This window comes from Epibacterium sp. HA2-3, assembly GCF_055693725.2.
In genome coordinates, this window is sequence record NZ_JBVFUL020000002.1 from 70,839 (window position 1) to 95,918 (window position 25,080).

General features: G+C 59.8%; 27 protein-coding genes and 1 tRNA gene. 17 read left to right on the forward strand and 11 right to left on the reverse strand.

Annotated elements, in window-relative coordinates; all coding sequences use genetic code 11:
• Positions 1–2: 2 nt before the first annotated feature.
• The 4 genes from ACZ1HH_RS14805 to ACZ1HH_RS14820 all read right to left on the reverse strand — a co-directional run bounded on the left by ACZ1HH_RS14805 (position 3) and on the right by ACZ1HH_RS14820 (position 5,785).
• A complete protein-coding gene (locus tag ACZ1HH_RS14805; protein WP_472635183.1) occupies positions 3–3,134 on the reverse strand; it encodes a Hint domain-containing protein in 3,132 nt (1,043 codons plus the stop codon).
• Between the two features lie 476 nt (positions 3,135–3,610).
• Complete coding sequence (locus tag ACZ1HH_RS14810; RefSeq protein WP_472635184.1) at positions 3,611–4,357, reverse strand: amino acid ABC transporter ATP-binding protein; 747 nt, start codon at positions 4,355–4,357, stop codon at positions 3,611–3,613.
• Entirely contained in the window at positions 4,354–5,028 is a 675-nt protein-coding gene (locus ACZ1HH_RS14815) for an amino acid ABC transporter permease (RefSeq protein ID WP_044026424.1), read from the reverse strand. The genes ACZ1HH_RS14810 and ACZ1HH_RS14815 overlap by 4 nt, the downstream gene beginning before the upstream one ends.
• A 4-nt stretch (positions 5,029–5,032) precedes the next feature.
• The gene (locus ACZ1HH_RS14820; protein ID WP_011536658.1) at positions 5,033–5,785 is read right to left on the reverse strand and encodes an amino acid ABC transporter substrate-binding protein; all 753 of its coding nucleotides are present in this window, start codon (positions 5,783–5,785) and stop codon (positions 5,033–5,035) included.
• Between the two features lie 261 nt (positions 5,786–6,046).
• Here ACZ1HH_RS14820 and ACZ1HH_RS14825 point away from each other — a divergent pair, with 261 nt between their 5' ends.
• Genes ACZ1HH_RS14825 through ACZ1HH_RS14840 form a run of 4 tightly spaced genes read left to right on the forward strand, consistent with a single transcriptional unit; the run spans position 6,047 to position 9,407 of the window.
• On the forward strand, positions 6,047–6,712 hold the full coding sequence (locus ACZ1HH_RS14825) for a GntR family transcriptional regulator (RefSeq protein WP_472635185.1): 666 nt from the start codon (positions 6,047–6,049) through the stop codon (positions 6,710–6,712).
• A 54-nt stretch (positions 6,713–6,766) separates the two neighbouring features.
• Positions 6,767–7,783, forward strand: coding sequence for an ABC transporter substrate-binding protein (locus ACZ1HH_RS14830; RefSeq protein ID WP_472635186.1), 1,017 nt, complete (start codon positions 6,767–6,769; stop codon positions 7,781–7,783).
• Between the two features lie 54 nt (positions 7,784–7,837).
• On the forward strand, positions 7,838–8,605 hold the full coding sequence (locus ACZ1HH_RS14835) for an ABC transporter ATP-binding protein (protein ID WP_472635187.1): 768 nt from the start codon (positions 7,838–7,840) through the stop codon (positions 8,603–8,605).
• The gene (locus ACZ1HH_RS14840; RefSeq protein WP_011536654.1) at positions 8,598–9,407 is read left to right on the forward strand and encodes an ABC transporter permease; all 810 of its coding nucleotides are present in this window, start codon (positions 8,598–8,600) and stop codon (positions 9,405–9,407) included. Before ACZ1HH_RS14835 ends, ACZ1HH_RS14840 begins: the two co-directional genes overlap by 8 nt.
• A gap of 15 nt (positions 9,408–9,422) precedes the next feature.
• Here ACZ1HH_RS14840 and ACZ1HH_RS14845 read toward each other — a convergent pair whose 3' ends face one another.
• Genes ACZ1HH_RS14845 through ACZ1HH_RS14860 form a run of 4 tightly spaced genes read right to left on the reverse strand, consistent with a single transcriptional unit; the run spans position 9,423 to position 12,669 of the window.
• The gene (locus tag ACZ1HH_RS14845; RefSeq protein ID WP_472635188.1) at positions 9,423–10,310 is read right to left on the reverse strand and encodes a substrate-binding domain-containing protein; all 888 of its coding nucleotides are present in this window, start codon (positions 10,308–10,310) and stop codon (positions 9,423–9,425) included.
• A 55-nt stretch (positions 10,311–10,365) separates the two neighbouring features.
• Positions 10,366–11,187, reverse strand: coding sequence for an ABC transporter substrate-binding protein (locus ACZ1HH_RS14850; protein WP_487320488.1), 822 nt, complete (start codon positions 11,185–11,187; stop codon positions 10,366–10,368).
• A 23-nt stretch (positions 11,188–11,210) separates the two neighbouring features.
• Positions 11,211–11,969 (reverse strand): ATP-binding cassette domain-containing protein, encoded by a 759-nt coding sequence (locus ACZ1HH_RS14855; RefSeq protein WP_472635189.1) that lies wholly within the window; start codon positions 11,967–11,969, stop codon positions 11,211–11,213.
• Positions 11,962–12,669: an ABC transporter permease gene (locus ACZ1HH_RS14860; RefSeq protein WP_044026594.1), complete on the reverse strand. Its 708-nt coding sequence runs from the start codon at positions 12,667–12,669 to the stop codon at positions 11,962–11,964. The genes ACZ1HH_RS14855 and ACZ1HH_RS14860 overlap by 8 nt, the downstream gene beginning before the upstream one ends.
• A gap of 492 nt (positions 12,670–13,161) precedes the next feature.
• Between ACZ1HH_RS14860 and ACZ1HH_RS14865 the strand changes: the two genes are divergently transcribed.
• The 7 genes from ACZ1HH_RS14865 (at position 13,162) to ACZ1HH_RS14895 (ending at position 18,432) form a co-directional block, all read left to right on the forward strand.
• A complete protein-coding gene (locus ACZ1HH_RS14865) occupies positions 13,162–13,992 on the forward strand; it encodes a hypothetical protein (protein WP_011537369.1) in 831 nt (276 codons plus the stop codon).
• Positions 13,989–15,014: an endonuclease/exonuclease/phosphatase family protein gene (locus tag ACZ1HH_RS14870; RefSeq protein ID WP_472635190.1), complete on the forward strand. Its 1,026-nt coding sequence runs from the start codon at positions 13,989–13,991 to the stop codon at positions 15,012–15,014. The genes ACZ1HH_RS14865 and ACZ1HH_RS14870 overlap by 4 nt, the downstream gene beginning before the upstream one ends.
• 95 nt (positions 15,015–15,109) lie before the next feature.
• Positions 15,110–16,213: a 3-isopropylmalate dehydrogenase gene (gene leuB, locus ACZ1HH_RS14875; RefSeq protein ID WP_416370093.1), complete on the forward strand. Its 1,104-nt coding sequence runs from the start codon at positions 15,110–15,112 to the stop codon at positions 16,211–16,213.
• A gap of 173 nt (positions 16,214–16,386) precedes the next feature.
• Entirely contained in the window at positions 16,387–17,343 is a 957-nt protein-coding gene (locus tag ACZ1HH_RS14880; protein ID WP_416370094.1) for a DMT family transporter, read from the forward strand.
• A gap of 44 nt (positions 17,344–17,387) precedes the next feature.
• Positions 17,388–17,464, forward strand: a tRNA-Pro gene (locus tag ACZ1HH_RS14885).
• Between the two features lie 180 nt (positions 17,465–17,644).
• Positions 17,645–17,779, forward strand: a complete 135-nt coding sequence (locus ACZ1HH_RS14890) for an aa3-type cytochrome c oxidase subunit IV (RefSeq protein WP_011537365.1) — start codon at positions 17,645–17,647, stop codon at positions 17,777–17,779.
• A gap of 29 nt (positions 17,780–17,808) precedes the next feature.
• A complete protein-coding gene (locus tag ACZ1HH_RS14895) occupies positions 17,809–18,432 on the forward strand; it encodes a hypothetical protein (protein WP_472635191.1) in 624 nt (207 codons plus the stop codon).
• 128 nt (positions 18,433–18,560) lie between these two features.
• Here ACZ1HH_RS14895 and ACZ1HH_RS14900 read toward each other — a convergent pair whose 3' ends face one another.
• Together ACZ1HH_RS14900 and ACZ1HH_RS14905 are read right to left on the reverse strand one after the other, a co-directional pair.
• Complete coding sequence (locus ACZ1HH_RS14900) at positions 18,561–18,905, reverse strand: AzlD domain-containing protein (RefSeq protein ID WP_472635192.1); 345 nt, start codon at positions 18,903–18,905, stop codon at positions 18,561–18,563.
• Complete coding sequence (locus ACZ1HH_RS14905; RefSeq protein WP_472635193.1) at positions 18,902–19,630, reverse strand: AzlC family ABC transporter permease; 729 nt, start codon at positions 19,628–19,630, stop codon at positions 18,902–18,904. The genes ACZ1HH_RS14900 and ACZ1HH_RS14905 overlap by 4 nt, the downstream gene beginning before the upstream one ends.
• Positions 19,631–19,685: 55 nt before the next feature.
• On the opposite strand from ACZ1HH_RS14905, the gene ACZ1HH_RS14910 reads away from it, so the two are divergent.
• From ACZ1HH_RS14910 to ACZ1HH_RS14935, 6 genes are all read left to right on the forward strand, one after another.
• Positions 19,686–20,567: a formate dehydrogenase accessory sulfurtransferase FdhD gene (locus ACZ1HH_RS14910; protein ID WP_472635194.1), complete on the forward strand. Its 882-nt coding sequence runs from the start codon at positions 19,686–19,688 to the stop codon at positions 20,565–20,567.
• 97 nt (positions 20,568–20,664) lie between these two features.
• Positions 20,665–21,123, forward strand: coding sequence for a hypothetical protein (locus ACZ1HH_RS14915; protein ID WP_472635195.1), 459 nt, complete (start codon positions 20,665–20,667; stop codon positions 21,121–21,123).
• Entirely contained in the window at positions 21,120–21,755 is a 636-nt protein-coding gene (gene mobA, locus ACZ1HH_RS14920) for a molybdenum cofactor guanylyltransferase MobA (RefSeq protein ID WP_472635196.1), read from the forward strand. Before ACZ1HH_RS14915 ends, mobA begins: the two co-directional genes overlap by 4 nt.
• Positions 21,755–22,246: a molybdopterin-guanine dinucleotide biosynthesis protein B gene (mobB, locus tag ACZ1HH_RS14925; RefSeq protein ID WP_472635197.1), complete on the forward strand. Its 492-nt coding sequence runs from the start codon at positions 21,755–21,757 to the stop codon at positions 22,244–22,246. The genes mobA and mobB overlap by 1 nt, the downstream gene beginning before the upstream one ends.
• Positions 22,247–22,266: 20 nt before the next feature.
• Positions 22,267–23,079, forward strand: a complete 813-nt coding sequence (locus ACZ1HH_RS14930) for a molybdopterin guanine dinucleotide synthesis (protein WP_472635198.1) — start codon at positions 22,267–22,269, stop codon at positions 23,077–23,079.
• Complete coding sequence (locus tag ACZ1HH_RS14935) at positions 23,076–24,335, forward strand: molybdopterin-binding protein (protein WP_472635199.1); 1,260 nt, start codon at positions 23,076–23,078, stop codon at positions 24,333–24,335. The genes ACZ1HH_RS14930 and ACZ1HH_RS14935 overlap by 4 nt, the downstream gene beginning before the upstream one ends.
• A 230-nt stretch (positions 24,336–24,565) precedes the next feature.
• Here the strand turns inward: ACZ1HH_RS14935 and ACZ1HH_RS14940 are convergent, their stop codons facing one another.
• Positions 24,566–25,078 (reverse strand): GNAT family N-acetyltransferase, encoded by a 513-nt coding sequence (locus tag ACZ1HH_RS14940; RefSeq protein WP_472635619.1) that lies wholly within the window; start codon positions 25,076–25,078, stop codon positions 24,566–24,568.
• Positions 25,079–25,080 lie beyond the last annotated feature (2 nt).

Genomic DNA, 25,080 nt, shown 5'->3' on the forward strand with positions numbered 1-25,080 from the left:
ATTCAGGCGCGGCGCGATTGACGCGGATGGAAAGGTTCCATCTGGGCAATATCTTTGCGCCGCAGATCCTGACGCGCCAAGGCGCCATAGCGCGATGACACGAGCTTGCGCCCGATCTTACCCCGGTTCGAAAGCGCAGGAATGAGCTCGGGGAACAGGTCAAAAATCTCGCATTTGTCGCGAGGGCTGAGACCGCGCAGGGCCTCGGGGCCGGGCCAGAAGGTCTCTGTTGCGCAGCCGTCTACAAAGATCACCTGATGCGCCTCGGTCATCAAATGGATATAGCATACCCCCGACGCGCGCTCCTCCGCATGGACATGACCAGGGTCGAGCTCAAGCAAAAGGCGTGCGCGCACAAAGGACTCGCTTCTGGACGCGCCATCGGAGGGCAGCAAGAAGCGATGCTGCGGCGAGACCAGCATGGCGCGATCATTTGCGATTATTCCGCCGGGGCGCAGCAGGACAGGTCGCAGATGCGGATGTCGCGCCAGATCCGAAGCCGAGAGCCTGCGGTGGCCGACCCAGATCACCGGCTGTAGCCCGTTGTCAGCTGTCTGGACCAGATCGCCTTCGCGGATCTCTTCCACCGGTACCTCGCCCCGTGCGGTGATTACGCGGCTGCCGGGCGTATAGCAGGGGATACCAGCGGCAAACAGCTGATCGTGGGTGGTCATCTGTGCCGGTGTGACGCCTTGCAAAACAAGCTGTTCGCCACCGGGGAACGTCAGAAGTGCATTGCCAAAGCCATCGTCGCTTGTGGTGACGTCGATGGTGCGTACCGCCCCGCCATCGCCGGACCCACCCGTCAGGCCAGAGACATCCAGCTGGTCGTTGTAAAAGCCATCAACATCGGTGTCATTGATGTCAAAGTCGGTGATCTGGTCGACCCCACCCGAGGCGGTCAGCGAGATCAGGTCATCCCCGGCGCCACCGGTAAACACGTCGTCCCCACTGCCGCCTGTGAGGCTGTCATTGCCTGATCCTGCATTAATCTGAACACCGGCGGTATCGTTTCGGGCATCAACGACGTCGTCCTGATCGGTGAGGATGAGCTCTTCGATCTCGGAAAACTGGATCGTGTCGGTGCCGTCGGTGATCGTTCCGGCTTCGGGGCCGGTGTAGGTCACCGTGACCGGGCCGGTCATATAAGACAGATCGACAACGTCCTGATCGTTCCCGGCCTCGCCACCGACGATGGTGTCGTTGCCAAAATTATCTTCGATCCGGAAGGTATCAGCATCTGCCTCGCCGTACATGAGGTCCGCACCGGTGCCACCGATCAGGAGGTCGTTGTCGTTGCCTCCATACATGGTGTCATTGCCGCTGCCGCCATCAAGCGTGTCATTGCCATCGGTCGCAACAATGCTGTCGTTTCCGGTGCCACCGGACAGGCTGTCATCACCAACCGAGTTGCGCAGCGTATCGTCGCCTTCGCCGCCAAAGAGCGTGTCATTGCCCGCACCGGTGGTCAGGCTGTCGTTGCCCGCGCCGCCGTAGATCAGATCGTCGCCATCGCCACCAAGGATCGTGTCGTCATCGTCGCCACCATCAATGGTGTCGTTGCCGATGCCGCCCTCCATGTAGTCCATGCCGCCGCCGCCGAACATGATGTCGCTGCCGGCTTCGCCAAACATGCTGTCATTTCCGAGGCCACCATCGAGGCTGTCGTTGTCGACCCCTGCGTAGAGCGTATCATTGCCGTCGCCCCCCTCAAGGGTGTCGTTGCCTTCGGTGGCTACAATGCTGTCGTCGCCGACGCCGCCAACAAGGCTGTCGTCCCCAGCCGAGTTGTGGAGCGTATCATTGCCCTCGCCACCGAGCAGCGTATCGTTGCCAAGGCCGGTCGAAAGGAAATCGTCGCCCTCGCCACCATCGATGAGGTCGTCGCCGTCGCCGCCGGAAATCGTGTCGCCACCAAGCCCGCCAATAAGCACATCCGAGCCGGTGCCGCCGATCATGACGTCATCGCCTTCGCCACCGTCGATGCTGTCGTCGCCCTCGCCACCGTCAAGCGAGTCATTGCCGCCCTGGCCCATGATGACATCCGACCCAAGCCCGCCCAGCAGCGTATCGTTGCCTTGCTCGATCGGGACGTAGACTCCATCTTCGATGAGGTCGCCCGAGAGTGTGAACCCGGAGATAGTGCTGCGCGCTTCCAGGGTGAAGGTAATAAAATCCCGGCCTTCGAATTCGGCAGAGAACCAGGCGTCCTGGTCATCCGGGTTGTTCGCCTCGGTCCCGGCCGCGCGCACGCTGCCATCCTGATTTGTTACGTTGAGCGAGGTAGCATCCGAGGTGCCAAAGGCGGTGTATTCATCCGTATCCAGCGAAACGGCCTCGACATCATAGTTGTAGTAGTTCTGATCGAGGTCGTTGAAAGTCGCGGTGGAGTTGATGTTGACCGGCTCGCCGGTCGTGGGATCAAAAAACTCGAGCCGGAACTCGGCGGTGTCCCCATAGCCGTTGCCGGTGATGGAGATTTCAGCCCCACGGTCGCCCGACAGGTCGATGGTCATGTTCGGGTCGCTTGCGTTCACCAGAACAAGGCGTCCCCAGACTGCGGTCCCATCCTCAAGAAAGGCCACATCACGGTAAACTGCGGTATCTCCGATCCCGGCAGATGTGCCATCGTAATAGGACTGGCTGACGAGATTGTTGATGTTGAGCACAAGCGGCGTTGCATCCGAACCGGTCTGGCCGTCCTCGTCGCCCATGAGCGTATCGTTGCCCTCGCCGCCCTCGACGCTATCGTGACCACGCCCGCCCATCACGACGTCATCATCCCTGGATCCGGTCAGGCTGTCGTCACCGTCGCCGCCCAGCACCAATTTGAACAGCCCGTTTGCGTTGCCATTGGCATTGGCTGCGGCGTTGTCCCTGCCAGTGAGTTTCAACAGGTTGTCAATAAGGCCCTCGTTGCCGGACCCATAGGTTTGGAAGAACTGAGAGTTGTCAATGTGCTCTGGGTCTTCTTCTTCCTCTTCCTCCTCTTCGAGATCCCACTCCTCTTCCCAAGGGGCAAAGTCATCAACATCGAATGTCTCGGGGAGCGCACGCCAATCGTGCTCATTCTCAACCTCAGAGTGGAGCAAGAATTCTTCGGCGTCAGCAGCCGGACGGTTGATGCGGGTCATATGCAAGGGCCTTCGCAAGGATCTGGTCAAAACGCGTGCCTGCGTAGTATTCGCCAGAAGACACAAAAGGCTGATTAAGACCTGTGCAGAAATTTTTCGTTAATCGCGCTGTGGGGATGGATGATAGAAATTTTTATAAAATTATATACATCAGCCGCGCACAAAAAGCCCGCTGGTGCATTGGGCACAAGGTTTTGAAAAGGTTGAACTTAGAGCCTCAGCAGGGCAATATCGGTCGCGCGCAGACCAATTTCAGCGTGCGCAGTGTCTCGGTGCACAATAATTAAAAACTGATGTTGAATTGCGCGTTTCTATTTCATTCCTGAAGAGACGCATAAAAATGTCTTTATTCAGTGGACCCTTGCGAAGGGAAAAATGCGTTTCGGGGCGGTCTTGCCAATTGGATCAGGCAAGACCGCGTTGAGGCCGTCGCCGAAGTTGGTTCGGGCGAGCGCTCTGCTTTGCCGAACCGTGGATCACTGCACGCGGCGCAAAAAGGCGCGGGTGCGCGGGTCTTGCGGGTCGCTCAGGATTTGATCCGGGGGGCCTTGCTCAATTACATCGCCGCCGCTCATGAAAATGATCCGATCCGCAATCTCGCGGGCGAATTGCATCTCATGGGTTACGATCAGCATGGTCTGGCCCTGCTCTGCCACGCGCCGCATCAGGTCCAGCACCTCGCCAACCCACTCCGGGTCCAGCGCCGAAGTCGGCTCGTCAAAGAGCATCAGATCCGCATCAAGCGCCATCGCGCGTCCAATCCCGACACGCTGCTGCTGCCCGCCCGAAAGCGCCGCAGGATAGGCATCAGCTTTGTCCAAAAGCCCCGTGTCCTGCAAAATGGTGCGGGCGCGTGCGTCGGCTGCGGACTTGGGCATGCCCTTTACGGTGATTAGTGCCTGCGTGATGTTTTGCAGCGCGGTTTTGTTGGCAAACAGCGCGTAGTTCTGGAACACGAAGGATGTCCGCCTGCGCAGCGCGAGGATTTCTGCGCGGCTGGCGTTGGCGGCGTCGACACTGAGGTCCCCGACCCGGATCACCCCTCGATCGGGCCGGTCCAGACAGTTCAAACATCTGAGCAGGGTGGATTTCCCGGTGCCCGAAGGGCCGATGATGACCACCCGCTCCCCCGGCTGGATCTCAAGCGAGATGTCACGCAGGACCGCGCTCTCGCCGAAGGATTTACTGAGCCCCGAAATACTGATGCCTTTGGTGTTGCTCATCTCGCATGCGCCTTGTTGAGGTAGGTTTCCAGGTGACGCTGGCCAAAGGACAGGGCCTCGACAAGGATCCAATAGATCGCGGCGGCCACCAAGAAGGCTTCAAAGTAGAGAAAGCTCCCTGCGGCTTCTTTCTGGGTTGCCCCCATCAGCTCTGTGACGCCTAGCGTAAAGGCGAGAGAGGTGCCTTTGATCATATCAATGAAGTAGTTGACCAGGGTCGGCGCTGCGACGCGGGCGGCTTGGGGAAGGATGATCTGTCGCATCATCTGCCCCTGCGTCATCCCAACCGCTTGGGCGGCCTCCCACTGACTCCGGTCAACACCAAGGATTGCGGCACGGATGCTCTCGGCCATATAGGCCGAGAAATGCAGCGTCAGCCCCATGATCGTCGCCGTAACGCCGTCAATGGAACCGAGGAACCCCAGCACCTGCGGCAAGCCGTAATAGAACAGGAACAACTGTACCAGGAGCGGCGTGCCGCGAAAGAAGCTGATAAAAAGGCGTACGAAGGCGTCCAGAACAGGGATCTGAAACACGCGCTCGACCGCCAGAATGGAGGCCAGCACGAGCGCGCAGGCCATACCGATCACTGCCATGAACAGCGTTAGCGGCACATAGCCCAAAAGGATCGGCACCAGATCCCACATGTATTCCAGATTTAGACCCTGCACTGGTTTACTCCGCGACGGTGATGTCGGTGCCGAACCACTTGTGGGAGATCTCCGACAGGGTTCCGTCCTCTTTCAGTGTCGTCAGCGCCGCATCAAATTTGTCGCGCAGAGCGATGCCTTCGGCGTTCGTTCGGAACGGCATGGCGTTGCGGATTTCGCTGAAGGGCGCGCCAGCCAAGGCGAGGGGCAGGGGGCTTTCTGCGATGAGTTGTGCCGAGGATACCCGGTCCATCACAAACGCATCGACGCGCCCCAGCGCGGTATCCTGCGCGATGTTGCTCTCGTAGGTGCGAATATCAATCTCAGACGCATTGGGCAGTTCGTTCAGCAGCTCCTCAAAGTTCGAGCCGAGGTTGACCGCTACGGATTTTCCGCTGAGATCAGAAGGTCCGGTGATGCTGTCCTCATTGCCTCGCTTCACCACCACCTGCGCGCCGTCAAAGACGTAGGGTTGCGAGAAGGCGAATTTTGCTTCGCGCTCGGGTGTGATGGTGATCTGGTTGGCGATGGTGTCGATGCGGCCCGACTCGAGCGCGCCGATCAGACCGGAAAAGGACATGGTGACAAAGTTCACCTCATCACCCGTTTCGGCGGCAATGGCATTGATGACGTCAACTTCGAAGCCCTGCAATTCGTCCAGTTTGACGAAGGTGAAGGGGAAATAACCGCCGGACATGCCGACGTTGATGGTCTCTGCCTGCGCTGTGCCAAAGGTCGCGGCGAGGGTGAGCGCGGTGATCGCAATCTGTTTCTTCATGGGTATGCTCCAGTAACTTGGGGCGCAGGTAACTCCGGGTTGGCGCGACTTCAATGGCGCGAACACACTCAAGTCCGCCCTGTCGGTTAAGACGTCTGAGAGAGAAAAATGTTCCTCGCGAAGACGGAAATGCAAAACAGGCGTAGCGGCATCTCTTCTGCCACAATCGTCACAGGGGTGATGCAAATTGGTGGCGGATGGGTTGACAGTTTTATGTCACAGAGTCCTAAATATCCAACATTTTCTATTTCCAGGGATGAAATGCTGTTTTCTCGCCGCTCTTCCGACAATGAAACGGTTGTTGCCATGCTCGCTTCGGCGATCCGGCGCGACATTTCTTTTGGCGTGCTGTGCCCGGATGAGAAACTGAAGATCGAAGCCCTGCGGCAGCGCTATGGTGGCTCTAACCACTCCATGCGCGAAACGCTTCGGATGCTGGTGGCAGAGGGGATGGTGGAGGCCACCAACCAACGCGGTTTCCGCGTCACCTCTGCAACCGAAGACGATCTCGCCGATATCCTGATGATGCGGCTTGAGGTGGAAAAATTGGCGCTGGAGCGCGCGATCGCGCATGGCGGCGTCGATTGGGAAGCACAGATCGTAGCGGCCCACCATCAGATGATGCGCGCAGAAAACCAGCTCAACCAGGCTCCGGATGACGCGACCGCTCTTGGCTGGGACGAAGCTTGTCGGGGCTACATCATGGCGTTGGTATCGGCGTGCGGCTCTCCGAGGCTGATCGAGATGACCGGGCGGTTTTATGACCAATCCCGCCGGTTCCGTTTGGCGCGGCTGCGGGAAGGGCGGATCGACTTTGACGCGCGCCGGGACCGGCAAGAGGCCTTGAAAGCGGCGGTGATGGAGCGTGACACCAAACGCGCGCTGCGGCTGCTTGAGGAAGACACACAGGCGGATTTGAGCGGCTGAGAGATCCAGCAGGAGGCCGCACCGTCAATCAAAGACCATTGGGAGGACAAGACCATGACATTCAACAGACGACAGACATTGGCGCTAATGGGCGCCGCCGCTGCATCAGGCCTCGCCGCTCCGGCGCTTGCTTCTGGCAAAAAACCGGTGGTGGGCGCGCTGAGCCTCACGAGCCATTCTGGCAGCTTTATCGCGCTGGAGCGGGGATATTTCAAAGAGGCGGGCCTCGATGTCGAGCTCAAGTTCTTTCAAGCCGCACAGCCCATGGCCGTTGCCATCGCCTCCGGTGACGTAGATTTCGGCGTTACCGCGATTTCCGGCGGCCTCTTGAGCCTTGCAGACAAAGGCGCGGTCAAGGTGATTGGCGGCGCGCTATCCGAGGAGCCGGGCATCGACGGGCAGAAGATCCTTGCCTCTGATGCAGCCTACCAGGCGGGCCTCACGTCGGTCGCGGCTCTGGATGGCAAACGCTATGGCATGACGACGGCGGGATCGTCTTTTCACTACATGGGCTCCAAGATCGCTGGCGCCGAAGGTGGGAAGCCGCAGTTTGTGCCGCTGCAAAAGGTCGGCGCGATCATTGGCGCGCTGAAGTCGGGTCAGATTGATGCCTGGTCCATTGTGCCCCATATCGCAAAGCCGCTCGCAGGCTCGGGCGCGGTGCATATCATCGGCAATGTCGCGGACTATCTGCCGAACTATCAGGTCACAACCGTCTTCACCTCTGCGCAGAACGCGAGCAAGGAACGTGGTCTGACAGAGAGCTTCCTCAAGGGCTTTGGCATGGGGGTGTCGGATTACAACGCCACCATGGTCGACAAGCAAAACGGTGAGGACGCCATCAACGAGATGGTCGATCTGATCCACAAATATGTCTACACCGACCGCCCGCGCGAAAAAGCAGCGCCGTCGATCATCAACGGGTCCATGCGTCTCAACAAGGATGCCGCGATCAATGTGGCCTCGGTGTCGGATCAGCTGGCCTGGATGCAGTCGGAGGGCCTCGTCGATGCCGGGATCACGCTCGAGACCTTCCTCGATACCAGCTACGTCGATGTGATCGGCGCCTAAACGAGAACTATCGGGAGCGACGGCATCGTCGCTCCCTGCACAGGGCATATTCTCATGGATATTCGACTGGACGGGATCAGCCATTTTTATGGCGAGACCGAAGTCCTGCGGGACATTTCACTGGACGTGGCCTCAGGGCAGATCGTCTGCCTCGTGGGCCCGTCGGGTTGTGGCAAGTCCACACTCCTGCGTTTTCTGGGCGGTCTTGAACGGCCCAGCTCCGGTCGGGTTTTGCAACTGGGTACACCGCCTGAAGGGTGTCTCAACCCGCTGACCTATGTGTTTCAGGATTTTGCCCTGCTGCCGTGGCGCAGCGTACGCGGGAATATTTCGCTGGTGCTCGAAGACCATGGCATTCGGGGCGCGCGGGCCGAAGAGATCATCGCAGATGTGCTCGCGCGGACCAAGCTCACGGATTTTGCAAATGCCCTTCCCAAGCAACTCTCGGGCGGCATGAAGCAACGGGTCGCCATTGCGCGCGCCCTTGCGGTGAAACCTGCCGTCATGCTGATGGACGAGCCGCTCTCGGCGCTTGATAGCCAGACGCGAGAACTCTTGATGGATGATCTCATTGCGCTTTGGGAACGCCAGCCGTTCACGGCCGTCTATGTCACCCACAACCTCGCCGAAGCTGTGCGACTGGGGCATAAAATTGTGGTTCTGTCCCGCCGCCCCGGACAAATCCGTGAGGTGGTCGAGATCAAAAAACCACTCTCGGAGCGCGGCTATGCGGATGTGGATCTGGAGCAGATCCAGAAGCATCTCTGGACCCTGATGCGAGACGAAGCCCGTGCGGCGGATGAGGAGCTTTTGGATGTCTGACACCTCTCTTTCTCGGCAACCGCTCGAGGTCCGGTTCCGGGGCGGCGGCTTTGCACCGCGCAATCGCCGTTGGGTCGGGCTGGCCGTTTTTGTGGTGCTGATCGCGCTGGTCGAATGGGGCACACGCAGCGGGTTTATTTCCGCGCTCACCCTGCCCAAACCTTCGGATGTCTTTGCGACCCTTGTCGAGCTCTGGCAGTCGGGCCTGTTCTTTCAACACATGATCCCCTCGTTGACGAGACTGGCGGTCGGCGCAGCCCTTGGCGCCAGCGTCGGCGTCGGTGTCGGAGTTCTGATCGGCTTGTTTTCCTACATTCGGGCCGGTTTGGTGCCGCTTATGGCGGCGATCTTTCCAATCCCGAAAATCGCCCTGCTGCCGCTCTTTGTGATCTGGTTCGGGATTGATGAGGGCTCAAAATACGCGCTGATCGCCTTTGGCACCTTCACCCCGACGGTGGTTGCCACCTACGGCGCGGTGGACAATGTGGACCGCTCGCTGATCCGCATGGGGCAGAGTTTCGGCCTGTCGTGGCTCTCGATCGTGCGCAAGATCGTGCTGCCTGGTGCGATGCCTGGCATTCTCTCCGGTCTGCGCATCAGCCTTGCGATTGCGATTATCCTCTTGGTTGCGGCCGAGATGCTGGGCGCGCAATACGGGATCGGGGCCTATATCCTCGAGGCGGGTTCGCTCTATGATCTGGAACGTCTGTTTGCGGGCGTCGTGATCCTGTCGCTTTTGGGGGTGCTGACATCGGGTACGATTGGCATGATTGAGCGGCGATTGTTGAACTGGCGGTCCTGATCCGACTGGGCGGGATCAAGCGTTCCAGCGCACGCGGCCGAGGGCGCTGACATCGTAGCCACCCATGCCGGCGGCGCGCTGCGCAAGGGCGTCAGTCTGGCAAAAGGTCAAAAAACATTGGAAAGCGGGCTCAAACCACGCTTTTCGATCCACCAGAAGCGCAAACTCCTCATCGATGAGTGGGGTGAACTTTAGCCCGTAGCTTTTGGCGACGGCCTCGAGACCAAAGGTGACATCCGCAAGACCACGGCGCACGCTCTCCACGGCCTCATCTTCGGAGCGCGCCACATCGACAAGATCCACTTTCTTAAGGTCAAGGCGCGCTTCAGCAGCGAGATCTCGAAACAGCTGATCCGTGCCGGAACCGGGTTGGCGCGGTGCAAATCTCAGGTTGGAAATCTCGTTCAGAGAGGCAAGGTCAAGGTCCGGATCGCGATAGACAAGACCACGTTTGCGGCTGGCAAAATGGATCAGCACCGCATTCTGCCGTGTGGCCATACGGGCCACGATCGGCACGTTCCATTGGCCGGATTTTTCGTCGCGCAAATGCAGGCCGGCTGCTATCCCTTCGCCTTGCAAGAACCGCTCGAGCCCATCCATGGATCCGTCGACATAGCTGGCCAATCCAGATTGCGACTGCCGGATGGCCCAATCTAGCAGCGGATCATGACTGCCGAGCAGAATCTGCGGGCGGTGTACCGGGGCTGGCTCGCCACCGGATTTGGCCCGCGCGATCCACTCCCGGATCTCATTGGCCGGAAACAGCAATTTCCCAGTCGCGCGCGAACAGGGGACCTCTCCGGAGGCGGCAAGATCATAAATCTTGCGCTCTTTCAGGCGCAGCAACTCCGCCAGTTCAGGGACAGTGAGATATTCGTGGTCTGGCAGGTCGAGATCAGTCATGTCGCAGTCAGCTTGGGGGGGCGGCCAAATCACAGGCCGCACCCCAGTGACTCTATCAGTTCTTTGGTGCGTTGGGGAAGAACAGTTGCTGATCGCTGACCTCATAGGCGGCGATGGCATCCTGTCCTTCTTCGGAAACCAGCCACGCGGCAAAGGTCTGAGCCGCCTCGACATTGACGGAGGGACATTGGGCCGGGTTGACCGGGATCACGCCATATTGGTTAAAGAGATCATCGTCCCCTTCGACCTTGATGGTGTAATCCTGTTTGTTGCCAAAGCTGATCCAGGTGGCGCGGTCTGTCATCACATATGCGCCCATACCAATGCCCGCGTTGAGGGTCGCGCCCATGCCGGAGCCGGTCTCGCGGTACCATTCGCCCGAAGCCGAAGTCGGGTCCACACCCGCATCCGCCCAGAGGGACACTTCTTTTTTGTGGGTACCGGAGTCATCGCCGCGAGAGGCAAAAAGCGCCCCTGCATCAGAGATCTTGGACAAGGCGGCTTGCACGTCGCTCAGGCCCGCCACACCGGCAGGATCAGCCTCGGGGCCGACGATCACAAAATCATTATACATCAGATCGGTACGGGCGGTGCCAAATCCGGCTTCGACGAACTTCTCCTCGGCAGCTTTGGCATGCACCAAGAGCACGTCCCCGTCGCAGTTCTGCGCATTCTTGATCGCTTGCCCGGTGCCAACGGCAACCACATTGACCTGAATGCCGGTCTTGTCCTCAAACAGCGGCAGCAAATGGTCATAAAGCCCGGAGTTGGCAGTCGATGTGGTGGATTGTACGATAATGGATTGATCTGCCGCAAATGTGCTGGTGGCGAAGGTCAACGCCGCAAAAGTTGCGCCAAGAGTGTGGCTCAGTTTCATGAGATTTCTCCAGAAGTTATTGGTCAGAAAACAAGTCTGCCGTTCAAATAGTCCCGCGCCGCAGAGGACCGGGGATCGGAAAAGAAAGAGCGGGCGGGGCTGTGTTCGGCCACACGTCCGCCCTGTAGGAACACCACATCATCGGCGAGACGTTTGGCCTGCCCGATGTCGTGGGTCACAAAGATGATCCGGATTCCTTTGGCGCTGGCATCAAGGATCAGGTCTTCGATCGCTTTGACCGACGCGGGGTCGAGGCTGGCTGTGGCTTCATCAAGGAACAAGACTTCCGGTTCGCAGGCGAGGGCTCGCGCCAACGCCAAGCGCTGCGCTTCGCCGCCCGAGAGTCGGCGCGCAGGGTCTCGGGCCTTGTGAAGCAGGCCCACATGCGCGAGCAACGCGTCCCGCGTCGTGCCGGATTTGCGGCGGGTCTTCAGGACAAAATCGACGTTTGCCGCCACCGACCGGCGCAGCAGCACAGGTTTTTGAAACACCATGGCCTGCCGTGCTGTCACTGCACTCGGAACTGTCCCGCCCCAGGTTATGTCTCCTGTCGAAGGTTCGATCAGGCCATGCAGCAATTTCAAAAGCATGCTTTTGCCAGCGCCATTGGGCCCCATGATAGCGGTGCAACCTTGCGGTGCGAGATCCAGATCCAGATCCTGCAGGATGGTCGTATCTCCGCATTGCAACCCAAGGCCACGCACGCGCAGCGGCATGAGGTTTGGATCTTCAAGGACGCGGCGAGCGTCAGATGTAAAGCTCAGGGTGTCGATGCTAGACATAGGCTTGTCTCCGGGCGCTCATGCGCAGACCTTGCACGGCAGCGTTTACACCCAGCGCGATCACCAGAAGAACCACTCCCAGCGCCAGTGCGAGGGCGAGATCACCCTTGGAGGTTTCAAGCGCGATGGCGGTGGTCATGACACGGGTCAGGTGGTCGATGTTCCCGCCGACGATGATCACCGCGCCGACCTCTGCAACGGCCCTTCCGAACCCGGCGAGACCAACCGTCAGCAGCGAATAGCGCGCATCCCAGAGGAGCGCGGCCACCGCTTGCGCGCGGCTGAGACAGAGCGAGCGAAACTGCTCTGCATATTCCGCGTGGAGGTCCTCAATCACCTGCCGCGACAGCGCAGCGACAATGGGCGCAATTAGGATCGTCTGTGCGATGATCATGGCGGTGGGCGTATAAAGGAGACCGAGAAACCCAAGCGGCCCCGAACGCGACAGATGCAGATAGACCAAGAGCCCCACCACAACAGGCGGCAGACCCATCAGCGCATTCATCAGCACCAGGCAGGCGCCCCGCCCCGGGAAGCGGCTGATCGCGACCAATGCGCCGATCGGCAACCCAATGAGGCACGCAAAGACGGTTGCGCTCAGGCTGACGCGCAAGGACAGGCCGACGATCTCAAACAGATCGGCGTCTCCGGACATCACCAGCGCCAATGCCAGCGATATGGCTTCTCCCATGCTTTGCAAAATTTCCGCCTTTTGCATTTCTTACAAACCAAACCCTAGGGAAGGTGCGCCATGTCTCGCAAGTGCGCTTCTGCATTTCCGAACAAATATGCGCATTTCTGGACAAAATTGCCTGCGTCCGAGTGCATAATTTCCAGAGCTGGGACAAATTGGCCCGCCATCCCAAGTGGCGCGTGGTGCGCTCAACCTTGATCGCCGTTTTAGGAAGGGCCGAAGCATGCCAAGACCGCAAAGGAGCAGACTGTTGCGGCGCCTCCGCCAAGAACGCGCTATAAGTGCATGATTTTTCGACGTTAGATTGATGCATGGCCGCATCACTTCGCGTGAGGTCGTTCAAATTTGATGAATTTTCTTAACCCTGCGCTTGAGAAAGCGCGAGACCCCGTGCAGAATTGGGGCAAAAATGAGGCAGAGCAGCCTGACGGAGTCGGGATGCTTCATACCGGGTCATTCCATAACAATCGGAAGACCCTTGGGTGAAGGGAATAGACAGTGCTTGCACGCATAACAAGCGCGGCAATTCGTGGGCTGTTGGTGGCACTCCTGATCGTGCTGCCATCATTGCTGTTGCCGGTGGCGGCAACGCAATCGCCCGAGATCGTCGCCTTTACTGCATTGCTTGCAGGCGGCCTGATCTTTGCGGAGTATTTCTCGAACTTTCCGAGTTTTCTCGAGTTCCGGGATGCGCCGCCGCTCAACCGTAGCCGGTTCTTTTTTGTCTCGCTTTGCATGATCCTGCTGAGCCTACTGGCCGGGCACCCGTTCCAGCCTACGGGCTTCTCCGCGCTGGTGCATAAATTTGCGTTTCTGGTCGGGGACGCGTTGGATTTTGCCTACTCGCCTGTGCATCTGGCCCGCCTGATGATGCCCGAACATGTGCCCCAATATACTGTGGATCTGGTGCGCGCGGCGGCGGGGCTCGCCTATCTTCTTTCGCTGATTTCGATCGCGTATTTTGCCTTTGTGATCCGATTGCGGAACTGGCCCCTTTCCTCAGGGGCCTTTAACGTCTGGGTCAATCTGCCACTCTTTGACCCGACCACGGGTGGCGACGTGGTGACGCGCCTTCAGCGCGACGCAAAACTGCATATCGTGGCAGGAGTTCTACTGCCCTTCTTGCTGCCAGCTCTGGTACAGATGACCGCAAGCGTATTTGATCCCGCGCTTCTGGGCAGTCCGCAACTCTTGATCTGGTGCGTTACAGGGTGGGCCATGGTGCCCGCCAGCCTGATCACCCGTGGAATGGCGCGGCTACGCGTCGCGGACCTGATCGAGCAAAAGCGCCGCAGCTTCAATCACGACAAGGACCTCCAAGTCGTATGAGCGCGCGGGCGGCCCTTGCGTTGCTGCTCTGTCACCTGTTCTGGACGTCTGCTTCTGACGCAGGACCGCAGTCCGGCACCCTGCGTGTGGCCACTTTCAACACGGAATTGAGCCGTAAGGGCCCCGGACTTTTGCTGCGTGATCTGGGGCGGGGGGACGACCAGATCCGCGCTGTGGTTGGGACCATCGTCGAAGCCGGTGCGGATATTCTTGCGCTGCAGGGGGTTGATTGGGATTACGACTTGGACAGCCTGCGGGCGCTCCAGCACCGTCTGAAAGGCGCAGGTCAAGATTACCCATACGCCTTTGCAGTGCGCCCCAATTCGGGTCTGGCATCGGGGCTTGATCTGGATGGTGATGGGCGGCTTGCGGAACCAGAGGACTCCTGGGGTTGGGGGCAATTCACGGGGCAGGGTGGGATTGCCTTGCTGTCAAAGCACCCAATTGCAGCGTCCAAGGCCGTCAATTTGACTGACATGCTATGGAAAGATCTGCCGGGTCATCGCATGCCTGTCACGCTAGACGGAACGCCCTATCCGGATGCGGAGACGGCAGCGCAACTGCGGCTCTCATCGACAAATCACTGGGCGGTGCCGGTGACGTTGGAGAATGGGCAATTTCTGTGGATCTTGAGCTTTCATGCAGCGCCGCCGGTCTTTGACGGCGCAGAGGATCGAAATGGGCGGCGCAACGCTGATGAGATCCTCATTTGGACATATCTTTTGGACGGGACCCTCAACGCACAGATTCCCGATCCCTTTGTCCTGATGGGGGATGCCAACAACGACCCGGAACGAGGTGAGGGCCACAACGATGCGATCACCCGGCTGCTCCACCATCCGCGCCTGCAGGATGTCACCCCCTCTGACGAGGCGGGGCAGCATAGCGTAATCTGGGACAGCACGGGGCCTATGCGGGTGGATTACGTCCTGCCATCGGCAGGGCTTTCGGTCGCAGGGTCCGGCATCCTGCGCAGCAATGGCAGCCGTCACGGCCTGATTTGGGTAGATATCCGACGCTGAAAGCACCTGATGCGCAGTATAATTGCGCTGCGATTATTGACCATAGGACAGCAGCCCGCTACGCCCGTGGTCAACACGTCAAAGGAGTTTTTGAGATGTCCAACCCATCGATTCTGATTTTGCCCGGTGACGGCATCGGCCCCGAAGTGATGGCCGAGGTCAGAAAGGTCATTTCCTGGTTCGGCGCCAAGCGCGATATTCAGTTCGATGTGAGCGAAGATCTGGTTGGCGGCTCTGCCTATGACGCCCATGGCACACCCCTGCATGACGATACCATGGCAAAGGCGCAAGAGGTGGACGCTGTGCTTCTCGGCGCGGTGGGTGGCCCGAAATACGACGCACTCGATTTCTCGGTAAAGCCCGAGCGCGGCCTTCTGCGCCTGCGCAAGGAAATGGATCTTTATTCCAACCTGCGTCCGGCCCAGTGCTTTGATGCGCTGGCGGATTTCTCCTCGCTCAAGAAGGACGTCGTGGCCGGGCTCGATATCATGATCGTGCGCGAACTGACCTCCGGGATCTACTTTGGCGAGCCGCGCGGCATCATCGAAGAAGGCAACGAGCGCGTTGGCATCAACACCCAGCGCTATACCGAATCCGAGATCGAGCGTGTTGCGCGTTCGGCGTTTGAACTGGCCATGCGTCGCGGCAAGAAACTCTGCTCGATGGAAAAAGCCAACGTGATGGAGAGCGGCATCCTGTGGCGCGAAGTTGTCACCGAGGTGAGCAAGGACTACCCCGAGGTGGAACTTTCGCACATGTACGCGGATGCCGGTGCCATGCAGCTCTGCCGCTGGCCCAAGCAATTTGACGTGATTGTCACCGACAATCTCTTTGGCGATCTGCTTTCCGATGCTGCGGCCATGCTGACGGGATCCTTGGGCATGCTCCCCTCCGCGTCGCTTGGCGCGCCGATGGCCAATGGTCGCCCCAAGGCGCTTTATGAGCCCGTGCACGGCTCGGCCCCTGACATCGCCGGTCAGGGCAAGGCCAACCCGATTGCCTGCATCCTCTCTTTTGCCATGGCGCTGCGCTACAGCTTTGACATGGGCACCGAGGCGGACCGCCTTGAAGCGGCTGTCGAGAAAGTGCTCGCCGATGGCGTGCGCACCGCGGACCTTCTGGGCGAAGAGGGCGTGACCCCGGTCAGCACCTCCGAGATGGGCGATGCCGTGGTCGAGGCGCTCGACGCAAGCCTCTAAGGGGCGCCCAAATTTCATTCTGACAGGCCGGGGCATCAGCCTCGGCCTGTTGTTTTTTGCGATGTGAGGTCCAGCAGGCGCATGCACCCTCTTGCCAGCTCCCCCCTCTGGGCGTTAGCGCTAGAAATGAGGGCGGATCTATTGCCCGCATGACAAAACATTGGTGAATCTCCATGAACATGAAGGCAGCTTTTATGGCCTTGCTGGCCTATGGCATTTTCTCCACCCATGATGTTGTGGTGAAATTCATCAGCGCAGAGGTCTCCGCTTTTCAGATTGTCTTTTTCTCCAGCCTTCTGTCGTTTCCGCTTCTGACCTTGATGATCGTGAAGGACGCAACGCCGGGGACATTCCGCCCCAATCAGCCAGGCTGGGTGGCGCTGAGGTCGCTGATGATGGCGCTGATCCCGGGCTGCGCCTTTTATGCGTTTTCGGTGCTTCCGCTGGCTCAAACTTATGCGTTGCTGTTTGCCACGCCCTTTCTCATCACGCTTTTGTCCATCCCGATGCTGGGCGAAAAAGTCGGGTTGCCGCGGATGGCGGCGGTCATCGTTGGGTTTGCCGGCGTTCTTGTGGTCTTGCGTCCCGGCGGAACCGAACTCGGCCTAGGTCACGCCGCTGCGCTTTTGGCGGCTTTTGGCAATGCGTTTCAGTCCGTTATCCTGCGCAAGCTGCGACACACGGAGCGCCGCGTGGTCCTGATGCTGTTTCCGATTCTAACCACGGTTGTGATCATGGGTCTGACCATGCCCTTCGTCTATGTCCCCCTGAGCGGCACGCAGATGGGAGGTTTGGCGATCATTTCGGTGTTCGGCTTCTGCGCCACCTTGCTGCTGGTCTTTTCCTACTCCATCGGCGAGTCGGCGGTGGTCGCGCCAATGCAATATTCCCAAATCATTTGGGCCATCGTGTTTGGCGCTCTTCTCTTTGATGAGACCGTGGACCTTCTGACGATCCTCGGCGCGGGGATCATCATCGCAAGCGGTGTTTTCATCGTCATGAGAGAAGCCCGTGGCGGGCGATCCTCGACGACACCGGTGCTTCAGTCGCGTAGCCGGCCGATGCTCAGCAGCGGCTTTGGCCTTTCCAATCTGGCCAAAGCCAAATTCGATGAGAAAGGCTCTGAATAGGGCTTGCAAATGCGCAGGGCTGGGTATAATCCACGCGCCACGGTCGGAGCGTAGCTCAGCCTGGTAGAGCACTGTCTTCGGGAGGCAGGGGCCGGAGGTTCGAATCCTCTCGCTCCGACCAATAAAACAAGGCGCCTTCAGGCGCTTTTGTTGTTTTTTCACGATCCTTGATGCCGGCTGCCTCTGTTACGCGGCCAAGAAACGCCTTGGGGTGGAAACTGATCTGCCGTGGGGTGGTGACAGCCGTTTTGAAATCCAGTATCACCGCTTTCAAGCACAAGACGCGAACAGGACGACAAAAATGGCTGAACACAAGCACGGCTCCATGGACATCACCGTTCAAGAGAAAACCTACGCAAGCTTCATGACTTTCGTGACCCGGTTTACCATCGGGCTGGTGATCTTTGCAGTTTTCCTGGCGATCTTCGCCACCTGAACCTGATCTAACCAGCGGAGCGATCCTGCATGCGGACCCCGATCCTGATCCTTGCGCTTTGCGCAGCTCTCGCGGGGTGCGCGGCACCTCAGCGCCCAGATGCGGATCCTGAAACGATCGCCAGCGTTGCCTATCGGGATGCGGGCAAGCCTTCGATGACGCTGATAACGGTGGTCAACAACCGCACCGGAGAGGGCGGTCACACCGCGCTGATGGTCAATGCTTCCGAGCGGGTGATCTTTGATCCGGCGGGATCCTTTTATGCCGACATCGTGCCAGAGCGGCAGGATGTGCTCTTTGGGATCTCTCCGCGCATCTTTCAGGCCTATCGCAGTGCGCATGCGCGCTCCACTTTCCACGTGGTGACGCAGGAAGTCCCTCTCACACCTGAGCAGGCGCAAATCGCCTATCATCTGGTGACCACAAATGGCCGTGTGGCGGGTGCATTTTGTGCCAATGCGACGTCGTCAATCCTGCAGCAGATCCCTGGCTTTGAGAGCATCGATGTCACTTTTTATCCGGTGAAATTGCAAGAGCAGATGGCCCAGTTTCCGGGTGTCGTGACGGATAAATACTACGAAGATGACAGCGAAGACCTGAAGGCAGGGCTTGCACAAGGCAATGCGGCGCTCAACGCGCCCGCTGGCGGATAAAGGTATCCACCACTATGAAATGGCATCAGGGCGCTGTGATTGCGGCGCCCTTTGTTGTTTTAGATTGGCGGTTCCCAAGTGTGCTTGCGGCTTTGAAGCAGAAGTGAATTCCTTTTATATCCAAATCCTTAGCCAAATACATACATGAGCGTCCACAGGCTGCATGCACCGGTCGCCATGGCGAGCAAGACGTTTTTGCTAAAGACCGCTACCACGAAAGTCAGCGCGGCTGCGGCAAAATGAATGAGGCTTGGCTCGCCCTGCGTCGGGGCTGGCCAGACTACCAAGGGTGCAACCAGCGCCGGAATAATGGCGACGGCCGTATACCGCAGGTGGCGCATGAGCCAGGCTGGCATCGTGCGATTGCCCACGAGGCCAATAAACGCAAAACGCAGCCCGTAAGAGCCAATCGCAAGCCCCGCGATCACCAGCCAGAGCGTACTGTGATCAAATGCCAATTCAGTTGCTGTCATTGCTTTGCCTCTGCTGCGGTGTTTTTGCGTTCGAACCAGACCTCGGCCTGCGCGCCCGCCATCATGCCAGCGATCCCCGCGACGATCAGTCCGAGGTTATAGGGCATAAGGGTCGCAGGCAGCGACACGGCGCAGGCCGTGAAGCAGGCAATCACATGCGCCGGCGTCCGCAGCATGGGCCCGATCATCGCCAGAAAGGCAATGGGCAAGACAAAGTCCAATCCCAGACTGTCCGGGATCGACGCGCCAACAAGGGCACCGGTGATGGTCGCCGCCATCCACGCTGGAGCCACCAAACCATTGGTGCCAAAGAAATAGGCCATGCGCTCCGGTGTGCCCCAATCGCCGCGGCGCTCAAACTCGATCATGGACAGCGCATAGGCCTGATCGACAGTCAAATATGCGGCGAAAGCACGCTGCCACAGGGGGGCATCACCAAGATAGGGCGTGAGCGAAGCCGAATACATCGCCACCCGCAAATTGACCGCCAGCGCAGAGATCAGCACGATGAGCGTAGGGGTGTGTTCCTGCATCAGTTGCAGCGCCGTGAACTGAGCCGAGCCCGCAAAGACGGCAAGCGAGAATGAGAGGGCCTCGACCACATTGAGACCCGCTTCGGCTGCAAGCACGCCAAACAGCAATCCAAAGGGCCCGGTAACCAGAACAAAGGGCGCGCTGTCGCGGATCCCTTTCCAGAATGCGGATTTCGCGGTGGAGATTGTCATGGCGGGGCCTTAGGTTACCTCGCATAGAACGAGGCGGGTGGAAGGATCTTGGCAAGTGTCAAAGCTTAACGTGTCAACTGAATACCGGATTGCGCCGGACCCCGGCAACCCGCATCTCACGCGCAAAGTCACGGGGATGGATCACCTCGGTCACGAAACCGAGATCTCGGTGGTAGAGGAGCGCCCTCTGACGATCTATCTGAACCGCCAGGAGATCGTCACCGCGATGACCATTGGCGATTATCCGGAGTATCTGGCGCTGGGATTCCTCAAGAATCAGGGCATGCTGAGCGCTGACGACGTGGTCACTCGGGTTGACTATGACGAAGAGGTCGAGACCGTGGTGGTGCGCACCGAAGTGGAGACCTCGCATGAAGAAAAGCTCCAGAAAAAGACCCGAACCTCCGGCTGCGCGGTCGGCACCGTGTTTGGGGATATGATGGCGGGGCTTGAGGGGGTGACCCTGCCTCAAACCCCGGTAAAGACATCCTGGCTCTATAAGCTCGCGCATGAGATCAACCGCACGCCCTCACTCTATTTGGAGGCAGGTGCGATCCATGGCACCGTGCTCTGTCAGGAGGACCGCCCGCTGGTCTATATGGAAGACGTGGGGCGTCACAATGCGGTGGACAAAATCGCAGGCTGGATGCTGTCCGAAGGGGCGGCGGCCTCGGACAAGATCCTTTATACCACCGGGCGGCTGACCTCAGAGATGGTGATCAAGACCGCGATGATGGGCATCCCGGTGCTGGCCTCGCGCTCGGGCTTCACGGCATGGGGCGTGGAAATCGCGCGGCAGGTGGGGCTGACTCTGATCGGCCGCATGCGCGGGCAGCGGTTTGTCTGTCTGGCGGGCGAAGAGCGACTGGTTCGCGATGTGGACCCTGCGGCGATGCCAGAGGAAGATAGGAAGCACCGCCGCAAGAGCGCGGATTGACACGGCGGAGGCAGCGCGCCTCGGGGCCATCGAGGCCCTACGGCGCGCGTCGCGGCGGTGCCGCTCTGGGCGCGAGGCAAGTGGAGGGAGTTGAGCCATGGAACGTGATTTTGGGATATGGGGCGTTTTTGGTTTTATGGCGTGGATAGTGGTCGGCTTCTCTGCGCTTGCGTTCTTCTGGAAAATGACTTCGACTTTGGGGCGGTATTTTAGCGCAATGGAGACGACCCCTTGGGAGCACCGCACCACCTTGGGGTGGCGAATTGAAAACCCCATTGTGTCGACACTGGGTGTTCGCCAAGACTATTCGCATCGCAGATTGTTTTGGCGGCTTACGCTTTGGGGGGCGCCACCACAGCTCGTCCACTCGCAAGAGGCATTGTCGGCCTTGCAGTCCTATCGGTGCTTGGCGCTTTCGGTCTATTTGATGCAGGCGCTCGCCGTGGTGCTGTTTGGGTTCTTTTTTACGTGGGCACTCTTATGGTTGAGTATAGGCGTCACAGTGGCGGCTCTCTTGGTGTTATGGCCTGCCCCTTGGACGGAGAATGTGACATGACCCAGCCACTCGGAGTGATCCTTGCCGGTGGTCTCGCCACCCGGATGGGGGGTGGGGACAAGGGGCTTTTGTCCCTTGGCGGTCAGAGCTTGATGGCGCGAGTCATCGACCGGTTGTCACCGCAAGTGCGTCAGATGGCGCTCAACGCCAATGGTGACGGGGCGCGGTTTGACGATTTTGGGCTGCCGGTCATCCCGGACAGTATCGACGGCTTTGCGGGTCCGTTGGCGGGGGTTCTTGCCGGCCTTGATTGGGCGGCAGAGCAGGGCGCAGATACCATTGTCTCGGTGGCGGCTGACACGCCGTTTTTCCCGACTGATCTGGTGGAGCAACTGGTTGCAGCCGCAGATGGACAGGACACTCCGCTGGTTCTGGCCACCACCCCCAAGAGTGGCGATGAAATGCTCAAATCGGGTGGCAAGGGGCGCGTGAACCGGCATCCGACTTTCGGGCTTTGGCCCGTGGCGCTGCGCGACGATCTGCGCGCGGCCCTGCAGAATGGGCTGCGCAAGGTGGTCTTGTGGACCGATCGGCACGACGGGCGCGAGGCGCTCTTTGACGCAGAGCCATTTGATCCGTTTTTCAACGTCAATACGCCCGAAGACCTTGCGCGGGCGGAGGCATTGCTGTGATGAAAATATACGGTGTCACCGGCTGGAAGAACAACGGCAAGACAGGTCTGATGGAGCGGCTGGTGGCCGAGTTCACCGCGCGGGGTCTCACGGTGTCGACCCTGAAGCACGCCCATCACAGCACGGATGTGGACCAGCCCGACACCGACAGTTACCGCCACCGCGCGGCTGGTGCGTCCGAGGTGGTTCTGGCCTCTCCGAACCGGGTGGCCATCATGCAAGAGTTGCGCGGCTCTGATGAGCCCTCTCTGACCGCGCTTCTGGCGAGAATGCGCCCGGTCGATCTGATCCTGGTAGAAGGCTACAAGCGCGAACCCCACCCCAAGATCGAAGCCCACCGCGCCGAGGCGGGGACTGCGCTGATTGCGCCCGACGACCCAACCATCCGCGCTATTGCCTCTGATACGCCGCTCGATCTGGATCGTCCGGTTCTTGATCTCGACGCCACACCTGAGATTGCTGATTTCATCGCAAAGGAGCTGGGGCTCTGACTGCGTTTGACAGTTTTGCAATGCTCGATTGGTCCGGCGGCAACGATACAGGGCCCACACCGCGCCGGGATGCGATCTGGGCCTGCGTGGTCCGCACCGGAGAAGCACAGGCGCCGGTCTATCTGCGCAACAGGCAACTGGCCTCGGACTGGCTCATGGACCTCGTCGATAGCGAACTCCGCGCAGGAAGGCGTCTGGCAATAGGGTTTGACTTTCCCTTTGGCTACCCGCAGGGTTTTTCAGCGGCACTCACGGGGGAGGCAGATCCACTTGCGATGTGGCAGTGGTTTGCAGACCGGATCGAGGATGCGCCAAAGCTCAACAACCGATTTGATCTCGCGGGCGAAATCAACCTGCGTCTTCAGCCCGGAGGGCAGGGCGAGGGGCCCTTTTGGGGCAATGGCCTGACGCGCGATATTGCGGGTCTGCCGCGCCGCAAAACACAGTATCACAACCCCTTTGCGGAGCGCAGACAGGTGGAATACCGCGCCAAGGGCAGCTTTACCTGCTGGCAGATGTCCGGTGCGGGCTCGGTCGGAGGGCAGGTCATGATGGGCTTGCCGGTCCTGCAGCGGTTGCGGCGCGAATTTGCCCCCCATGTCTCCGTCTGGCCCTTCGAGCCTCTGGAGACCCCGGTCGCGCTGTTGGAGATCTGGCCATCACTCACGGTTGGTGCCTGTCCAGACGGGTGGATCAAAGACGCATGGCAGGTACATTCTGTTGCTCTGGACCTTGCGGGGCTGCCTGTGGCAGACCTGAACCGTTATCTGACCGTGACTGCCCCCATCGCATTGGAAGAGGGCTGGATTTTCGCTGTGGAGCCTGATCGATGACCCTGACCCCGCCGCCCCTCAGCAATGACTGTTTTGCCTTGCCGCAAGGGGTGGATTGGACCCCGGTGGATCAGGCTCTGGCCCTGCTGGAAGAACGCCTGGGGCCGGTGACGTCAGCGGAGACCGTGTCACTCTCCGAGGCGCTTGGGCGGGTGCTGGCCGAGGATGCCGTGGCGCTCAGGTCCAACCCACCGCAACCCAACACGGCGGTAGATGGGTATGGATTTGCGGGTGGACGCCCGGAGGGAACGCAGGTGCTACCCCTTCAGGAGGGGCGCGCCGCAGCCGGGGTGCCCTATGGAGGAACTGTGCCTCAAGGGCACGCCATCCGAATTCTGACGGGTGCGGCACTCCCCGAAGGTGTTGATACCGTCGTGTTGGAAGAAGACGTTCGCACCGATGGTCAGTCGATCGCCTTCAACGGACCGCTCAAGCAGGGGGCAAATACGCGCAAAGCGGGCGAAGATGTGAACGCTGGCGAGGTGATATTGCGCAGGGGGCGCGTCCTGACGCCTGCGGATCTCGCGCTGACATCTGCAACGGGGCTTAACAGTCTGGTGGTGCGCCAGCGCCTGAGAGTCGCGGTGATTTCCACCGGCGATGAACTGGTCGAGCCGGGGCAGGCCGCGCGAGACGGGCAAATTTATGACGCCAACCGTCCGATGCTGTTGGCGCTGATGCAGCAGTTTGGATTTGCCACGGTCGACATGGGGCGCATCCAGGATGATCGCGCAGCGCTCGCAGCAGCGCTGGATCAGGCGGCTGCACAGGCGGATGTGATTCTGACCAGTGGCGGCGCGTCCGCGGGGGACGAGGATCATGTCTCGGCCCTTCTGCGCGAATCTGGCGCCATGCAGGAATGGCGCATTGCCCTGAAACCGGGACGTCCACTGGCGCTTGGGATGTGGCAGGGCACGCCCGTCTTTGGCCTGCCGGGCAACCCTGTTGCCGCCTTGGTCTGTACGCTTGTCTTTGCACGCCCCGCGATGGGCCTTCTGGCGGGGGCGGGCTGGTCTGAGCCGCAAGGATTTGAGGTGCCAGCCGCGTTCTCCAAGCGAAAGAAACCGGGGCGGCGGGAATACCTGCGCGCGCGCATGCGGTCGGGATGTGCGGAGGTGTTCAAATCCGAAGGCTCAGGCCGGATTTCGGGCCTCAGCTGGGCCGAGGGGCTGGTAGAGTTGCCTGATGGGGCGATGGATGTCGCGCCCGGAGATCCTGTGCGATTTATTCCCTTCGCCAGCTTTTGCATGGGGTAACAGCCGGGGTGGCCCTCCCGCCGAACGCGGCACCATCGCAGATGTCACCACTCCCGTTTGGGCCCGGCAGCGCGCCCTACGGGCGCGCTGTGGTCGTATTTGAACCACAACCAAGGTGATAAAACGCGGGCCTCTCCCAAAGGCTGCTGCGTCCGACGGGAACGGGTGAATTTATCATGCAGGAGTGACCGGCGGGAGAGTCTCCGAACTTCAGGCCTCGCCAGACGTCATCAGTGGTCTAGCACCCGTGCAAAAACGTCGTTTTGATAGGCCTGATCCTCAATGAGAAACTGTGTGATGCCGATCCGCTCAAAGCCCTGAGCAAGGTAGAAGCCGATGGCGGGCGCATTCTCAGAGTTGGTGGTGAGCCAGATCGAAGTCGCTCCCGCCTCACGAGCGGCCTGCATGCCTGCCAACAACAACGCGCGGCCAAGGCCTTTACCCTGATGACGAGGTTGCACGTATAACGTGGCGACCTCGGTCTGGTGGCCGCCCGCCAGCGGGTCCGGGCAGCGGTGCGACACCCGGATGTAGCCATCGATCCCATCCTCGTTCTGCGAGACGATGATGGTTTGATCCGGCGCGTGGATCAATGCCTCCATTCGGGCAGGCGTAAATTCCGAGAGCACATAGTCTGCAAAATGCGCTGTGATGCCCTGGCGCAGGTAGGTCCCGACCCAAACCTCTATCGAGAGGGCTGCCAGACTGGAGGCATCCTCTGGGCGGGCTGGGCGAAGCGCTATGT